At 69.0% G+C, this 16,675-nt stretch carries 12 protein-coding genes; 4 read left to right on the forward strand and 8 right to left on the reverse strand.

Annotated elements, in window-relative coordinates:
* Positions 1–105: 105 nt before the first annotated feature.
* From HZB25_03890 to rpmH, 8 genes are all read right to left on the reverse strand, one after another.
* Positions 106–966 (reverse strand): class I SAM-dependent methyltransferase, encoded by an 861-nt coding sequence (locus HZB25_03890; protein MBI5836366.1) that lies wholly within the window; start codon positions 964–966, stop codon positions 106–108.
* Complete coding sequence (mnmG, locus tag HZB25_03895; GenBank protein MBI5836367.1) at positions 963–2,981, reverse strand: tRNA uridine-5-carboxymethylaminomethyl(34) synthesis enzyme MnmG; 2,019 nt, start codon at positions 2,979–2,981, stop codon at positions 963–965. The genes HZB25_03890 and mnmG overlap by 4 nt, the downstream gene beginning before the upstream one ends.
* Before the next feature lie 153 nt (positions 2,982–3,134).
* Positions 3,135–4,694 carry a tRNA uridine-5-carboxymethylaminomethyl(34) synthesis GTPase MnmE gene (gene mnmE, locus HZB25_03900; GenBank protein ID MBI5836368.1) on the reverse strand — a complete coding sequence of 520 codons (1,560 nt, stop codon included), beginning with the start codon at positions 4,692–4,694 and terminating at the stop codon, positions 3,135–3,137.
* Between the two features lie 53 nt (positions 4,695–4,747).
* On the reverse strand, positions 4,748–6,283 hold the full coding sequence (locus tag HZB25_03905; GenBank protein ID MBI5836369.1) for a Jag N-terminal domain-containing protein: 1,536 nt from the start codon (positions 6,281–6,283) through the stop codon (positions 4,748–4,750).
* A gap of 8 nt (positions 6,284–6,291) precedes the next feature.
* The gene (gene yidC / locus HZB25_03910) at positions 6,292–7,974 is read right to left on the reverse strand and encodes a membrane protein insertase YidC (GenBank protein ID MBI5836370.1); all 1,683 of its coding nucleotides are present in this window, start codon (positions 7,972–7,974) and stop codon (positions 6,292–6,294) included.
* A 15-nt stretch (positions 7,975–7,989) separates the two neighbouring features.
* A complete protein-coding gene (gene yidD / locus HZB25_03915; protein ID MBI5836371.1) occupies positions 7,990–8,214 on the reverse strand; it encodes a membrane protein insertion efficiency factor YidD in 225 nt (74 codons plus the stop codon).
* Between the two features lie 11 nt (positions 8,215–8,225).
* Complete coding sequence (gene rnpA / locus HZB25_03920; protein ID MBI5836372.1) at positions 8,226–8,564, reverse strand: ribonuclease P protein component; 339 nt, start codon at positions 8,562–8,564, stop codon at positions 8,226–8,228.
* A gap of 28 nt (positions 8,565–8,592) precedes the next feature.
* On the reverse strand, positions 8,593–8,733 hold the full coding sequence (gene rpmH, locus HZB25_03925) for a 50S ribosomal protein L34 (GenBank protein ID MBI5836373.1): 141 nt from the start codon (positions 8,731–8,733) through the stop codon (positions 8,593–8,595).
* A 1,328-nt stretch (positions 8,734–10,061) separates the two neighbouring features.
* Here rpmH and dnaA point away from each other — a divergent pair.
* The 4 genes from dnaA to gyrB all read left to right on the forward strand — a co-directional run bounded on the left by dnaA (position 10,062) and on the right by gyrB (position 16,674).
* Positions 10,062–11,402, forward strand: coding sequence for a chromosomal replication initiator protein DnaA (gene dnaA, locus HZB25_03930; GenBank protein MBI5836374.1), 1,341 nt, complete (start codon positions 10,062–10,064; stop codon positions 11,400–11,402).
* A 417-nt stretch (positions 11,403–11,819) separates the two neighbouring features.
* Positions 11,820–12,938 carry a DNA polymerase III subunit beta gene (gene dnaN, locus HZB25_03935; protein MBI5836375.1) on the forward strand — a complete coding sequence of 373 codons (1,119 nt, stop codon included), beginning with the start codon at positions 11,820–11,822 and terminating at the stop codon, positions 12,936–12,938.
* 94 nt (positions 12,939–13,032) lie between these two features.
* Positions 13,033–13,338 carry a DUF721 domain-containing protein gene (locus HZB25_03940; GenBank protein ID MBI5836376.1) on the forward strand — a complete coding sequence of 102 codons (306 nt, stop codon included), beginning with the start codon at positions 13,033–13,035 and terminating at the stop codon, positions 13,336–13,338.
* Positions 13,339–13,344: 6 nt separating this feature from the next.
* Complete coding sequence (gene gyrB, locus HZB25_03945; protein MBI5836377.1) at positions 13,345–16,674, forward strand: DNA topoisomerase (ATP-hydrolyzing) subunit B; 3,330 nt, start codon at positions 13,345–13,347, stop codon at positions 16,672–16,674.
* The last annotated feature ends 1 nt before the right edge of the window (position 16,675 follow it).

Consider the following 16,675-nt stretch of genomic DNA (forward strand, 5'->3'; position numbering starts at 1 on the left):
GCGTATCTGCGCGACCCGGGAGCGCAATGGGGGCGCCTGTTGGCCGCGGGCGGACCCCGGATGAGCCAGCCCTGCTCAGGGCGGCGTCACCGCCAGGCTGACGCTCTACCGCGCCGGCCCCCGGCCCGTCGCCAGCGTGGTGTCGGCCCAGTCCACGCGCACGAGTCGAACATCCTCGAGACCAATCCGCGCCAGGGCATCGAGCGCCTGCTGCTTGATCGCCTCGTCCCGGGAGGCGAACCACACCATCCAGCCACCCACAGCCAGATCCACACGGACCTGCTCCGAGATGTGGTTCACCAGCTTCCGATCCGGGGCCACCGCGCGCATGGTGATCATCTGGAATGTGTTGCCTGGAATCACCAGTTCCGGGGTGGGCCCAAACTCAGGGTCTTCGGACACCTCCGCACCCGGGCCCGGCAGCTCCTCGTAGCGCGCCTGGATCACTCGCGCCCGCCCCGGGACCAACCGCGTGGCTGCCTCGCGCAGGAATCGGCACTTCTTGAGCATGCCCTCAACCAGCACGCCCTTCCACGTCGGCCGAGCCAGCAGCAGGGGCAGTGCGGGCAAGCCGCCGCCGGAGCCAATGTCCAGCAGGCTGAAGTCTGCCGCTGTCGGCCCAGCCGCCTCCAGGAGCTCCAGCGGGGCGAGCGATCCAAGCACATGCCGCAACAGATCATCGCGCGTCATGCGGCGCGACACCAGGTTCAAACGCTCGTTCCACTCCATCAGAAGATCAATGTAGGCATTGGCTTGTGATTCAAACTCCGGCGCCAGCCGGATGGTCGGCTCTGAGAAGTCGGGCGCGGGCCGCACCTCAATGGGGACTTCCGCGGCGTCCGGTGTGACCTGGGTGGCAGGGTCCGGGGCGCGTCCGGCGGACGGGACTCCGCGGCCAGCAGTCCCCGCGCGGCCCACACTGCCGGCACGGCCCGCGCTGGAAGTTCTCTCGCGACGATCCTTCACTGGCTCTCCTTGGATATGTCCGTCCCGCCGCGCGCCGCACGCGCCACGTGGATCATGAGTGCGCCGATGTCCGCGGGGCTCACGCCGGGAATCCGCATTGCCTGGCCCACCGAGGCCGGGCGCGAGCGGCGCAGTTTTTCCCGCGCCTCACGCGAGACCCCGTTCAGCTCCGCCTCGAACACGCCCCCGGGGATGGGGGCGGCCTCCAGCTTCAGCATCCTCTGGATGGCCTGCTCCTGGCGGGCGATGTACCCGGAGTACTTCACCCGCACCTCCACGCGTTCTCCCAGTTCCGCGGAAAGCGTGGCACCGGGATCGAACCTCCGGATCATCTCATATGTAATTCCTTGTGTCCTCAGTAGTTCCAGTACAGTCGCCCGTTCGCTTCGACCCGCCAGAACCGCCACGGACTCGGCCGGAAGCCGGTCCCGCGCCGCCCGCGACAGCTCTTCCTCCACCGCGACGCGCTCGCCCTCCAGGTGCGCGAACTCCGCGTCGCTGATCAGCCCGCACTGGTGCCCCACGCGGCCGAGGCGCTCGCCGGCGTTGTCGTGCCGCAACACCAGCCGGTGTTCCGCCTGCGAAGTGAACAGCCGGTATGGCTCGTGCGTGCCGCGCAGCGCGAGGTCGTCCACCAGCACGCCGGCGTAGGCCTGCGCGCGCGTGAGTCGCAGCGGCGCGCGCCCGAGCAGCTTCAAAGCGGCGTTGGCACCCGCCAGCAGGCCCTGTGCCGCGGCTTCCTCGTATCCCGAGGTGCCGTTGATCTGTCCCGCAAAGTACAGGCCGGCCACGCCGCGGCTTTCCAGCGTCGGCTCCAGGTGGAAGGCCGGCGGAACGAAATCGTACTCCACCGCGTAGCCCGGCCGCACAATATTCGCGCGTTCGAGCCCCGGCAGCGTGCGCACCATCGCCTGTTGCGCATCCTCCGGCAGCGACGTGGAGAGCCCGTTCACGTAGATCTCGTCGGTGTCGCGGCCCTCGGGCTCCAGGAACACCTGGTGGGCGGGCTTCTCCGGGAAGCGACACACCTTGTCCTCGATGGACGGACAGTAGCGCGGCCCCACGCCGGCGATCCGCCCGGTGGTGAGCGGCGAGCGCGACAGGTTCTCCCGCACCACGCGGTGCGTTTCGTCGGTCGTGCGCGTAAGGTGGCACGGCAACGGATCCACCTCGATGGGCCCGCCGCTGAAGTGCGAGAACGGCCTCGCCGGCCGGTCGCCCCACTGTGCCTCCAGCGAACTGAAATCAACGGAGGCCGCCTCGAGCCGCGGGGGAGTGCCGGTCTTGAGCCGTGCGATGGGGTAACCCAGCTCGCGCAGCGAGTCGGACAGCCCGAAGGCGGCGGGATCTCCCCGACGCCCCCCGGGAAATGACTCCAACCCTATGTGAATCAATCCGTTGAGGAATGTGCCCGTGCACAGGATGACGGCCCGGGCGCGCAGCAGGTAGCCCGGGGCCGGAGCCGCGGAGGAGTCCCCGGCGGTCTCGGGGGCCTGCCGCCGGACGCCCGGAGGCGCGGCGTCGGCCCGGCCCGCCCCGCTGACCGCGGCGTCGGCCACATTTGCGAGCCCGGCCAGCGAAATCTCCCCATGCCCCGGCACCACCATGGCCCCCTCGATGGCGCCGCCCGGGCCCGTCCGCAGCGACACCCCCAGCCCCTCGCGCAGCTCCAGGCCCGGGGCGGCCTCCACCACGCGGCGCATCTCCACCTGGTAGGCGCGCTTGTCCGCCTGCGCCCGAGGCGCCCACACCGCGGGGCCGCGGCTGCGGTTGAGCATCTTGAACTGGATGCCGGTGCGATCGATCACCCGTCCCATGGCCCCGCCCAGCGCGTCAATCTCGCGCACCAACTGGCCCTTCGCGAGCCCGCCGATGGCCGGGTTGCACGACATCTGCGCCACCGAGTCCAGGTTGCCGGTGAGCAGGATCGTCGCGCATCCCAGCCGGGCAGAAGCCAGCGCGGCCTCGCAGCCCGCGTGGCCGGCGCCGATGACAAGAACGTCGCAGGAGTCCATGGAAGAGGAATTGTACGGTGGGCGACCGCCGGTGGGGCGGAGAAATCGGGGGGCGAGAAATCGGGGGCGAGGTCGGAGGGCGAAATCGGGGGCGAGGTCTGCGAAGGCCCGGGATTCAGCGGGCAGGAGTGTCTGCAGGCATGAATGCCCGGCCTACTTTCCGATGCAGAACCTCGAGAAGATCTCGTCCAGCACCGGCGCCGACGCCCCGATGCCCAGGGCTTCGTCGAATGCGGACAGCGCCTCGCGCAACTCGAACGCCGCGGTGTCCAGCAGTTCGTGCGCGTCCAGGCGTTCGGCGGCGGCCGTGAGCGCGAGGCTCGCGGCTCGCAGCGCGTGCTCCTGGCGCACCGTGGCAACCAGCGGCGCCTCGCGCCCGGCGTCGCCGAGGAGCAGCGTGCGCAGCGCGGCCGCCAGTTCCGCAACTCCCGCGCCGGTTCGCGCGGAGGTTCGCACCACGGGCCAGAGGGCGCTTCCCGCGGCGGCCTGCACGGGGGCCGCGCCTGGGGACGGGGCCGTTGCGGGGGCGACGCCTTCACGCGCCTCGCCCCACGCATCCCCCAGGTCAACTTTGTTCGCCGCCACCACGCCGCGCCGGTGGGCGAGCCGCTCCAGCGCCTCGCGGTCGTCCACGCTCACCGGAACGGAGACATCCACCACCAGCACCAGGGCGTCCGCGGCGGCAAGTTCGCGGCGGGCGAGTTCCATGCCGGCGAGTTCGAGCTGCCCCGGCGGGGGGGCCGACCCCGTGCCCCCGGAAGATATGGGCGGCTCGCCGAGGCCCGCGGTGTCCACGAGCGTCACCGGCACGCCGCCGAGATCAATCGTCTCGCGAAGCACGTCCCGCGTGGTGCCGGGCACCTCGCTCACCAGCGCCCGCTCCTCGCGTAGCAGCGCGTTCAGCAGGCTCGACTTGCCCGCGTTGGGCCGGCCTGTGAGCACCACGCGCGCGCCTTCGCGCAGGCGCCTGCCGGCGGACGCGCCCGCGAGCAGCGCCTCCACCTCCGAGGCGAGGCCCCGCGCTCCGGCGGCGCGCAGCTCCCACGCGAAGTCGTCGGGGAGCTGCTCCTGGAAGTCCAGGTAGGTCTCGCAGTCCATCAGGATTTCGCGCGTGCGCAGGCCCATGGCGCGCACGGCGCGAGAGAACTCGCCCTGCAGCCGGGCCACGGCGCTCTCGCGGGCCCGGTCGGTACGCGCGGACACGAGATCCGCCACCGACTCGGCCTGGGCCAGGTCCATCCGCCCGTTCACGAAGGCCCGCCGGCTGAATTCTCCGGGCTCGGCCGGCCGCGCGCCCGCGCGGAGCAGCGCGGCCAGCAGCGCGGCGGTGGTGGCCGCGCCGCCGTGACAGGAGAATTCCACCATGTCCTCGCCGGTGTAGCTGTGCGGGGCGCGGAAGACGGTGGCCAAAACTTCGTCAATGACGTGCCCGAAGGGCGGGGCGGCGGCGCCCCGCGACGCGGCGGGGGATGGCTCGGTGGGCGCAGCCGCGCCACCGGCCGCCGCCTCGTCACCCACCGCGGGCGTCATCTCGGCGGCCACCGCCCACCCGTGCGCCACGGTGAATCCCGGCCGGTCGGCCAGGCGCACGCGGCCGCGGAACACCGCGTCGCCCACTGAAAAAGCCCGGCGGCCGCTGACTCTCAGGAGAGCCAGGGCCGCCGGGCCGGGTGCGGTCGCCAGTGCGGCGATGGTGTCGTCGAGGTCGAACATCGCTCCTGCCGATCCGGGCGCGCTCGATCCAGGGGAGCGCGCCCGCTCCGCGACTACGCTCCGGGAGGCGCGTACCCCCGCCGCTTCTTGGTGTTCTTCTTGAACGTCGGCATCTTCGGGCCGGCCGCTTCCGGCTGGCCCGTCTCGGCCGCCGGCTGCTCGCCGCCCATGCGGGCCATCAGTTCCTGCTCGAGCCGCTTCGACTCGCTGATGGACGCGCGGATCTCGGGGGTGGTCTCGAAGTGCGGACGGTCGTCCCGGTCGCGGTCACGCCCGCCACGCCCGCGGTCGCGATCCCGGCCACCGCCGCCGCTGCGGCCACCGCGACGATCGCGGTCCCGGTCCCGGCCGCCGCCACCGCCGCTGCCGCCACTGCGGCTGTGCGGCCGGCTGCCGCCAAAGTCCTCTTCGCGGAAGTCGTCCTCGGGGTCGCGCACCGCCGGGGCGGCCGGGGCGGCCGCCACGGGGCTTGCCACTTCGTCCGCTTCGTCCGCCTCGAGCGCCGGTTCGGCGTCGAACTCGTCCTCCGGCTCGTCGAACCCGGCCTCGTCCAGCAGCGCTCCGCCGGGCTCTTCCATCTCGGCCTCATCCACGGGCGTGCCCAGCCCGCGCGGGGTGAACCCGCGGGGCGCGGCCACGGCGGCCTCGCCGCCGTTCACGCCGGCCTCCTCACGACCCTCGCCGCGGCCTCCGCGGCCCCGACGGCCCCGGCGACGGCGCTTGCGGCCGCCTTCGGCACCGGTTTCCCCGGCGTCGGCCACGGTCTCGAACTCGGAGGTCTCGGCCTCCAGCACCTCGTCCAGGTCCTCGGAGTCGTCCACCGGCGTCATGGCGTCGTCGGGCAGCATGCCTCCGGGGGCCGGCGCGCCCTTGCGGCTGCGGTAGCCGCCGATGTCCAGGATCACCTTCACGCGGTCCCGGTCGTGAAGACTCGACATGCGCGTGAGCAGATGCTCCATGGCGGTGAGCGTCTCGCCCCGGCGACCGATCAGCACGCCGTCCAGCTCGCTGGACTCCACCTTGAGCCATACCTCGCCGGAGCGCTCCTCGATGGTGATGCCGGGCTCCGCGCCCATGAGACGCAGCATCTGCGCCGCCTTCTCACGGATGTCCTCGGGCCGCACCGGGCTGGAGGAGGCGCGGGCCGGACGGGCCTCGCGGTCGCCACGGTCACGGTCGCGGTCCCGATCCCCGCGCTCCGGGCGGTCACCACGCGGGGCCCGCTCGGGACGGTCCTGGCCAACGGGGCGATCCTGACCGCCGGCGCGCGTCTCACGGCCGCCGCGGTCGCCACGCTCCCGGCGTCCGCCGCGGTCCCCGCCGCGGTCCCCGCGGTCGCCGCGCTGGGGGGCTTCGACGTCAATCCCGCCCTTCAGCGTGGCGCGCACGCGCGCGGGACGTCCGCCGAAGAGGCCCAGGAGCTTGGGCTTGCCTTCGTCCAGCACCTCGATGCGCGCCCGCTCCTTGGGCACGCGCAGCTCGGTGAGGGCCTTGATGATGGCTTCGTCCACGGAGTTGGCCGTGGCCTCGGCGCTCTTGCGCCGGCTGGAATCCTTGAACTGCCTGTGGTTTCGGTGGTGGGGTTTCATTTCTTTCCTCACGAGGCGACCGTCTCAGCGGGCTTGGTGCCCGCGCGCATCTGCATCTGCTGCAGGACGGTCAGTATGTTGGTGACGGTCCAGTACAGGACCAGTCCCGACGGCATGCCGTAGAAGATGAACAGCATCACGACCGGCATCAGGTAGCCGGTTATGGCCTGCCGCGGGTCCATGGGAGTGAGCTTCTGCTGCCAGATCATCGTTGCCGACATGACCAGCGGCAGCACGTGCACGGGGAAGCCGGCATACGTCATGAGCACGTCGGGGGCGCTCAGGTCGGAGATCCACCCGACGAAGCCGGCCTGCCGCAGTTCGATGGAGCCGCTGAGCACGCTGTACAGGGCGAAGAAGATCGGCATCTGGAAAAGGATGGGGAGGCACCCGCCCAGCGGGTTCACTCCCTGCTCCTTGTACAGCGCGAACGTCTCCTTGTTGAGCCGCTCCTGGTCGCCCTTGTACTTCTCGCGCAGCTTCTCCAATACGGGCTGCAGTTCCTGCATCTTCTTCATGCTCTGCATCTGGCTGTGATTCAGGGGCCAGAACGCCAGTCGCATCAACACCGACAGCACGATGATCACGAGCCCGTAGTTGGGCACGAACTTGTGCGTGAAGGTGAAGAACTTGAGCATGGCCCGGTTCAATGGAACCATGGGCTTGAACCCGGAATCCACGAGGCGCGTCAGGTTGTGCCCGGCGGTCTGCAGCTTCCAGAAATCCACCGGTCCGACGTACATCCCGTACACCACGGACTTCCGGCCCAGCAGCGGGTACTCGTAGCGCACTCCCAGGCGCATCGAGTCCGAGCTGCCGAGTGCGGCCACTCCGCCCACGGCGTCCTGCGGGAACAGGAACCCGGTGGCGAAGTACTTGCTCCGGAGGACGACCCACTGGACCGCGCCCGAGTGGGCCTTCTCCGAAGACTTCTTGAACTTCCCGAGGTCGTCCTCCTCGCGCTGCTCGCCCATCAGCACGGATACGCGGGCGGCGCGAAGGTCCTCGGGCTGGTTGGTCTCGGTGTCCAGCTTCCAGCCGCGCCACTGCACCACCAGCCGGTCGTCGGGGCGCGCGTCGGAGATCTCGCACTCCACGGACGTCACGAAGGACTTGCCGGGGATGTGATAGCGCACGGTGATCGACGCGCCGGAGGACTCCTGCGCCTGGAACGCCAGCACGCGGGAGGTGTCGTCGGTGCGGTCCTCGATCACGCGGAAGTAGGCCTGGGAAAAGTCCGTCTCCGCGCCCGAGCGGCGCAGCGCGAAGCGCTCCAGTCCCGCGCCTTCCGGGATGAGTTCCAGCGGCTTGTGGTCGCCGCGGCGGTGGCCCTTGAGCACCCAGTGGACGGGGCGGGCGCCGCGGCTGGAGAAGACCGCGGTCCACAGCTCGGTGTTGACGGAAATGAGGCTCTCCGGGGGGGCGTCCACCAGCGCGGCCTGGGCCGATGCGGTGGGGCTGCTCATGGTGGCCGCCGGCGTGGGGGTGGCCGGGGCTCCCGCTTTTGAAGCGCCGCCCGCGGCGGGGCTGCCGGTGGGGCCGCCCGCCGGGGTGCCCGGCGCCGTGGCGGTCTTGTCCGGCGGCGGCGGGGCAATCTGCTTGTCGAGCCCGGTGCGGGAGAGCATCAGTTGCCAGCCCAGCAGGATGGCGATGGCCAGCGCGATCGCGACGATAAGTCGGCGGTCTTCCAAGGGGGATCGCCTCTCTCAGGCCCGGGTGCGCGGCACGGGATCGTAGCCGCCCGGGTGGAAGGGATGGCAGCACAGCAGCCGGCGAAGGGCCAGCCGCCCGCCCCGCCACAACCCGTGGGCCTCGATGGCCTCGTGGGCATAGCGCGAGCAGGACGGGTGGAAGCGGCAGCCGCCCGGGACGTGGGGAGACAGCGTGGCCTGGTAGAGCCGGATGAGGCGCAACGCCAGGGTACGCATGATGGATGGTGGGCTCAGGAGAGCAGTCCGGCGCGGACGAGCAGTTGCCGGAGTTCCTCGGCGACGATCGGCCCGGTGGATTTCGCGCAGCGGTACGTGGCCACCAGCACCAGGTCGGCGGGGTTGCTGAGCGCCGACCGGGTCCTGCGGAACGCCTCTCGCATCAGCCGCTTCGCCCGGTTGCGCTGGACCGCGCCCCCGACTTTGCGACTGGCCACCACCCCCGCGCGCACCAGCGACTGGTCGCTGCGGGGGAGCACGAACAGCACGATGTTGGAGCCGCGCTGGACCGTGCCGTGATCGTAGACGTTCCGAAACTCTGAAGCCTGGTGGATTCGGGCCCGCCGCGGCAAGGACTCCAACCGCGCCACGAGAGGACTGCTAGCCCGATACCGTGAGACGCTTGCGACCCTTGGCGCGGCGGCGAGCCAGGACTTTCCTGCCGTTGGCGGACTTCATCCGCTCGCGGAAGCCGTGGGTCTTCTTGCGGTGGTTGTTGTTGGGCTGGTACGTGCGCTTCAAGCTGCGTCTCCTTGGCGGCGGTGGGCTGCCCCGCGGGGCGCCCGGCGCCGGAACTCGGGGCGGGCCCGCGATGGCGGGCCGGCCTCCGGGGCCGTGAGATCCGCGTGGGGGACCCAATGGGGTCCGCTGGCAAAGGCCTGACCCTCGTCCTCCGGGGAAACGCCCGGCGGACGGGAATGGACCAAGGCATCGGGGGAGGGAAGACCGGAAAGGGCGGACGAGATCCGAACGCCGCAACAGGAGAGCTTCCACTCCTCCGTAGGTTCGCCTAGACCCACGCTGCCGGAGAGTCTAGACGAGCCGGGAACCGGGTGCAAGTAGCGATTTTGACACGGGGATACCCCTCTTTTCCACAGGGGGCGGAGGACTGCGATGGGGCGGTCCCGGAGCCCGTTGGCGGGATCGGTGGGGGGCGGGTCGGAGCCGGTCGCTCCGGGGGGCGGTCCCGGTGCCCACGAGGGTCGCCGGGGAGCGGACAGTGGGCCCGGGCTCCGGTGAGACCCCGGATTCCCCGGGAATGGAGCGCGCGGGGCGGCGCCCCCCACCACTCCGCGACCCTCTCCGTACATCTGCCACGCTCCACTTCCCGGAACCGTCTGTGCGCGCAGGCGCGGGAGGGAATCCGCGCGCCGGACGATTCGGTTCTACGAATGTGATCGTTTATGGAACGTCCTCTCGTCAGGGTGTGCGAGGAGGCGCGGCGAACTTTCTCCACACCCGCGAAGTGTGTGACACGGATCGCGCGCGCAGCGCGCACCTGCCGACACGGGACAACTCACAAAACGCCTGTGTTTACGGGGGTTTTCCACACTGCGTCGCGCGGGCGACGCGGTGGGTCAAAAACCGTCAAGAGAAAATCTTGGCGCGAAGCGATGCTTTGAACACACGTTCCACTCGCGGGGCGGCGCGTCGCGCGCGCGTGGTGCTAGAGTCGGCGCACTTCGGCATCTCGCGCACTTCTCCGTGGCGAATCCAGGAGCATCGGAATCGGCCACGGCGGCGTGCGCAAGCTGCCGGGGCGGGCTGCGTGCGGCGGAAACTCGGATGCGCAGAGAACCTGGGTCTGCACCTCGCACTTCATCTCGGCCGAAGACTCCTGTTCGGAAACCTGGACTCGCACCTGGGCTTCTCTGCCCCGCTCACCCGGGGAGTTCGTGGCGGACCGGTTCGTGGTCCGCAGCGCCATGTTTCTCCCCTCGGGATTTCCACGGATGTGGATAACTCGCGTGGATATCCTGTGCCCGCCATATCCAGCTAGCTAATTTGTCTTATTACAATACCTTAGCCTGTGCTGCCACGGAGTGGCGGCGCTGGAGATCCCCCTTACTATGACGTCCGACCCGCTCCCCCTCTGGACGGAGATCGTCCAGCTACTCCGGTCGAAGACGCCGGCCCAGACATTCCACACCTGGATCGAACCCCTGAAGCCGGCCGCACTGTGCGAGGACGCGCTGGAGCTGGAAGTCCCCAACGCCTTTTTCGCCGACTGGATTGACTCGCACTACCTGGACCTCATCCGCGCCTCCGCCGAGTCGGCCGTCGGCCGCCCCGTGGGGGTGACGCTGCGCGTGAACCCCGAGGCCACGCCTCCGCCACGCGCGCAGGCGCCCGCCGAGGACGACCCGCGGCAGTACCTCGACACCGAGAGCCACATCAACCGCCAGTTCTCGTTCGACTCCTTCGTGGTGGGCTCGGGCAATCAGCTCGCCGCCGCGGCCGCCAACGCGGTGGCCGAGCGGCCGGGGTTCCGCCACAACCCGCTGTTCATCTACGGCGGCGTGGGGCTGGGCAAGACCCACCTCATGCACGCCATCGGCCACGCGGTGAAGGCCCGCAAGCCGGACGCGCGCGTGCTGTACGTGTCCAGCGAGCGCTTCACCAACGAGCTGATCTCGTCGCTGCAGGCCGGCTCCATGTCCGACTTCAAGCAGCGCTACCGCAGCCTCGACGTGCTGCTGGTGGACGATATCCAGTTTCTCGCCGGCAAGGAGCGCACGCAGGAGGAGTTCTTCCACACCTTCAACTCGCTCCACGAGACCTACAAGCAGATCGTGATGAGTTCCGACCAGCCGCCCCGCGACATCCCGGCGCTGCAGGAGCGCCTGGTGAGCCGCTTCAACTGGGGCCTGGTGGCCGACGTGCAGCCCCCGGACCTCGAGACGCGCGTGGCGATCCTCCAGAAGCGCGCCGAGCGCGAGCAGGTGCAGCTGCCGCCCGACGTGGCGCTGTTCGTGGCCCACAACGTCACCAGCAACATCCGCGAGTTGGAGGGCGCGCTGACCAAGGTGCTGGCGTTCGCGCGCCTCACCGGGCAGGTCCTGGGCGTGGCGCTGGCCGAGGAGGTGCTGCGCGACGTGCTGCGGCGCACCGACCGGCGCGTGGGCATTCCCGAGATCCTGCTGGAGACGTGCAAGTACTTCGGAGTGGCCGAGGAGAACGTGCGCGGCCCGCGCCGCAACGCCGAGTACACCCGGCCACGGCAAGTGTGCATGTTCCTTTCGCGCGAGATGACGCGTCATTCCCTGGGCGAGATCGGCTCGCACTTCGGGGATCGCGACCACACCACGGTGATGCACGCGATCGGCAAGATCGGCGGCCTGCTGGACCGGGATCCCTCGATCCAGGAAGCGGTTACGAAGATCCGCGAGCGCCTGGTGCTGCAGAAGTAGGGACGGGGAAAACCCGGTGGGAAAACCGGGGGAATGACGGGGAGCCACAGGTGGGTTTTCCCGGCACTCCAGGAGCCTCGGAAGTTGTCCCCGGGGCTTCCCCGGACCGCCCGGATCGAATCCCGGTCTTCCCCACACCGCCCGAGAGCGGTAAGTGTCTGCGGGCCAAGTTATTAACACCTTCTTCCACATATGCACAGGGCTCTTCTACGGGGTACTTCTGGTTGGCTTAACCAAAAGACCAACAGAGACATCACAAGAAAAGGCCCTCGAAACGCGTTGCAGTGGCCCTGGGAGCGATTGTTTTTTCCTTGTCGCCTCCGGGTGTCAAACTTATAATCCGAGTTGATTTTAGAGGCCCCTGGGAGCGTCCCATGCTTCCGGCACTTTCTCCCCCTTGAGGGAGCGAAAGAACGCATGAAGTTTACCGTCCAGCAGAAGGATCTGAATAGGCTCCTGCAGGTAGCCGGGAACGGGGTTCCCCGCAAGACCACCCTGCCGATCCTGTCGAACTTCCTCATCGAGGCGCGCCCCGGTGGCATCCGGGTGGCCGCGACGGACCTCGAAATCTCCATCTCGACCACGCTCGAGACCCCGGTGGAGACGCCGGGCACGGTGGCGGTGAACGCGCGCCGTCTCGAGGAGGTGGTCCGCGAGTTGCCGAAGGACGCGGTGGAGGTCTCGCTCGAGGACGGCAAGTTCCAGATGCAGTGCCAGCGCAGCCGCGTGCAGCTGTTCCCCATGCCGGCGGAGGATTTTCCGACGCTGAGCCAGGAGCGCGCCGCGTTCAGCGTGAAGATCCCCTCGAAGACGTTCCAGCGCCTGGTGGAGATGTGCACCTACTCGGTGTCCACCGACGAGACGCGGCCCGCCCTGGGAGGCATCCTGGTGCAGGTGGCCGACAAGGAAATCCGCTTCGTGGCCACCGACGGCCACCGCCTGGCGAAGGCCTACGCGGCCGGCGCGTTCCCGGTGGAGAAGAAGGAGCCGCGCGAGGCCATCGTGCCGCCCAAGGCGCTGGTGCCGGTGGCGGCCTGGGCCGTGGAGAGCGGCAGCGACGTCGAGATGGACATCTCCGCCTCCGCCGCCACGTTCCGGGTGGGGCCCACCACGCTCACCACGCGGCTGCTGCAGGGGCCGTTCCCGAACTTCGAGCAGGTGATTCCCAAGGAGAACAAGAAGCTGCTGGTGGTGGGCCGGGAGGCGCTGCTCTCGTCGCTGCGGCGGGTGAGCAAGCTCTCCGACACGGCCAGCCACCAGGTGCGCGTGAGCCTGCGCAAGAACCGGGTGCACCTTTCGGTGAGCACGGCCGACGTGGGCGACGCCCGGGACGACCTCGAGGCCAGGTACGGCGAGGACGACCTCGAGATCGGCTACAACGCGGTCTACCTGCTGGACATCCTGAAGAGCATGGATGCCGACAACGTCCAGTTTGCCCTCAACACCCCCGTGACGGCCGGCGTGGTCACGCCCGTGGATCCGAAGTCGGATGCCCAGGCGCTGTGCCTGATCATGCCGCTCCGTCTGCAGGACTAGTCGGGGTGCGCCGCCTCCCGCGCCAGAGTGCGGGACGGCGGTGTCCGCCCGTCACCCGGGCGCGGCGAGGGAGTGCCGCGCCGACGAGCCGACGTTGAAAGTAGCGAGCGACGCGCTGCGCGGCATCCTCAAGGCCTACGGGCTCGAGGAACGGCTGCTCGGCTTCCGGGCCGCGGCGTCCTGGCCGGAACTGGTCGGGCCGACGCTCGCGGCGCGCAGCAGCGTGCTGGACTTTCAGGACGGCCGGCTGACCGTGGAGGCCCGCGGGGCCTCCGTCATGCAGGAGCTGGGCTTGCGGCGGGCGGACCTGGTCCGCGCCTTTGCCGAGCGCCACGGACCCGGGCTGGTGCGCGAGATCGTGCTGGTCCCGGAGGGCGGCAGCCAGGCACCAGGGAGGTAGCTCCGGATGCACAAGCCGACCCCGAGCGAAGACGTCGCCGGCCGCGAACCGAGCCTATTCGAGGATCTGGAAGGGGAGTCGCTGTTGGAAGAAAAAGACACTGCCCAGCAGGCGCAGGACCGGGCCACCCAGGCGGGGCATCACTACAACGCCGCGAACATCAAGGTGCTCGAGGGCCTGGACGCCGTCCGCAAGCGCCCGGCCATGTACATCGGCACCACCGGCCCGCGCGGGCTGCACCACTGCGTCTTCGAGGTGGTGGACAACTCCATTGACGAGGCGCTGGCCGGGTTCTGCGACGCCATCAGCGTGAGCATCCTCAAGGACGGCAGCGTGTCGGTGCAGGACAACGGCCGCGGCATCCCGGTGGACATGCACCACGAGATGCAGAAGCCCGCCGTGGAGGTGGTGATGACCACCCTGCACGCCGGCGGCAAGTTCGACCGCGACACCTACAAGGTCTCCGGCGGACTGCACGGCGTGGGCGTGTCGGTGGTGAACGCGCTGGCCGAGTGGCTGGAGGTCGAGGTGTCGGTGGGCGGGAAGGTCTACCACCAGCGCTACGAGCAGGGCAAGACCGCCAGCGAGCTCAAGGAGATCGGCAAGAAGAAGACCTCCGGCACCATGGTGCGCTTCAAGCCGGACACCGAGATCTTCACCGAGGGCGTGGAGTTCAGCTTCGACATCCTGAGCCAGCGGCTGCGCGAGCTGGCGTTCCTGAACAAGGGCGTGCAGATTGACATCACCGACGAGCGCACCGGCAAGAAGCACGAGTTCCTGTTCAAGGGCGGCATCGTCCAGTTCGTGAAGCACCTGAACGAGAACAAGGAGCCGCTGCACCCCAAGCCCATCTACCACCAGGGCACCAAGGACACCACCGAGGTGGAGTTCGCGCTCCAGTACAACGACTCCTACGTGGAGACGGTGTTCTCGTACGTGAACAACATCAACACCGTCGAGGGCGGCACCCACCTGGTGGGCTTCCGCTCCGCGCTCACCCGCGCGCTGGCCAACTACGCCGAGAAAGAGGGCTTCCTCAAGAACATGAAGGCCGCGGTCACCGGCGACGACGTCCGCGAGGGCCTGACCTCCGTGATCAGCGTGAAGATCGCCGAGCCCCAGTTCGAGGGCCAGACCAAGACCAAGCTGGGCAACAGCGAGGTGAAGGGCCTGGTGGAGAGCATCGTGGGCGAGGGCCTGCGCGACTTCTTCGCCGAGAATCCCTCGGTGGCGCGCAAGATCATCGAGAAGATCGTCTCCGCCGCGCGCGCCCGCGAGGCCGCCCGCAAGGCCCGCGAGCTGGCGCGCCGCAAGTCGGTGCTGGACGGCGGCGGGCTTCCGGGCAAGCTGGCGGACTGCTCCAGCAACGTGCCGGAGCAGTGCGAACTGTATATTGTGGAAGGAGATTCGGCCGGGGGCTGTTTCTCGGGCGACACGAAGGTGGCGCTCGCGGACGGTCGCGCTCTGAGCTTCCTGGAGCTGGTCGCGGAGCAGGAGTCCGGCCGGCAGAACTTCTGCTACACCATCCGCCGCGGCGGCAAGATCGGCCTTGAGCGGATCCTCAACGTGCGGCGGACCAAGCGGGACACCGAGGTGGTGCGCCTCACGCTGGACAACGGCAGCACGATCGTGTGCACGCCGGACCACAGATTCATGCTGCGTGACGGGAGCTACAAGGCGGCTGCGGAGCTGACGCCGGAGGATTCGGTGATGCCGCTGCGCCGCAAGCTCTCGGACATGAGCGAGCCGGGCATTACGATCGCGGGCTACGAACTGACCTGGGATCCGCGCTCCGATAGCTGGCTGTTCACCCACAAGCTCGCCGACTGGCACAACCGCTGGCAGGGCGCGTACTCGGAGTCCGACGGTGACCACTGTCACCACATCGACTTTGACAAGCGGAACAACAACCCCACGAACCTCCGGCGCCTGACGAAGGAAGAGCACCTCGAGCTGCACCGTCGGCACGTTGGCGCCACCCTGCACCGGGCGGAGACCGTCGAGAAGTGCCGCCGCATACGGAAGTCTGACGAGTTCCGCGCGCGGATGAGCGCAAGGATGAAGCAGCCGAAGACTCGGGAAATCACATCGCGTCGGGCCCGCGAACAGTGGCAGGACGAGAGCTACAAGGCCTTCATGAAGGAAAGCTGGCTCCGGTTCTACGAGGGCGATGCCGAATACCGTCGCGAAAACCTGTCGCGGCTCGACGCTGCCCAGCGGCAGTTCTGGTCCAGCGAGGAAAACCGCAGGGCCCAGTCCGAGCGGACGCGGAGCCACTTCGAAGCGCACGCCGAGCGCCGTGAGGCCTTGAGCTTGGCCTCGAAGGCGCAGTGGCAGGACCCGGCGCTCCGCGAATGGCGCCGCCAGGCTACATCGTCACAGTGGACCGCCGAGTTTCGCGCGCTGCGGCGCGCGGCGCTCGAACGCACCTACTACCGAAAGACGATGGCGGCCCTGAAGCAGATAGAGATCCAGAAGGGTTCCGTCGATCTCGACGCCTACCAGGCGCACCGCGCGGCGACGCGGGACAAGTCATTGCTTCGGTTTGACCGTTTCTGCCAGCGGTACTTCGATGGTGAGCAGACCTGGGCGCTCGAGGCGGTGGTCAACTACAACCACCGAGTCGTGAAGGTCGAGCGCCTCACCGAGCGGATGGACGTCTACGACCTGGAAGTCCCGGGCACGCACAACTTCGCCCTGGAGTCCGGAGTGTTCGTCCACAACAGTGCGAAACAGGGCCGTGACCGGCGCTTCCAGGCGATCCTGCCGATCAAGGGCAAGATCATCAACGTGGAGAAGGCCCGGCTCGACAAGATCCTGGGCAACGACGAAATCCGCACCGTGATCACGGCGCTGGGCACCGGCGTGGACGAGGAGTTCGACATCGGCCGGCTGCGCTACCACAAGATCATCATCATGACCGACGCCGACGTGGACGGCGCGCACATCCGCACCCTGCTGCTCACCTTCCTCTTCCGGAGATTCAAGAGCCTGGTGGAACAGGGCCACGTCTACATCGCCCAGCCGCCGCTCTTCCTGGTCAAGAAGGCCAAGGAGGAGATCTACTGCTACACCGAGGCCGAGCGCGACGCCGCCAGCGAACGGCTGGGCAAGAAGAGCGTCAATATCCAGCGCTACAAGGGTCTCGGTGAGATGAACCCCGACCAGCTGTGGAAGACCACCATGGACCCCGAGGCCCGCACCCTGCTGAAGGTCACGCTCGAGGATGAGGTGGAAGCCAACGACATGTTCTCCGTCCTCATGGGCGAGCTGGTGGAGCCGAGAAGGAAGTTCATCGAGGAGAACGCGCTGTTCGTGAGGAATTTGGATGTGTGAG

Source organism: Candidatus Eisenbacteria bacterium (assembly GCA_016235265.1).
Lineage (GTDB): Bacteria > Eisenbacteria > RBG-16-71-46 > RBG-16-71-46 > JACRLI01 > JACRLI01.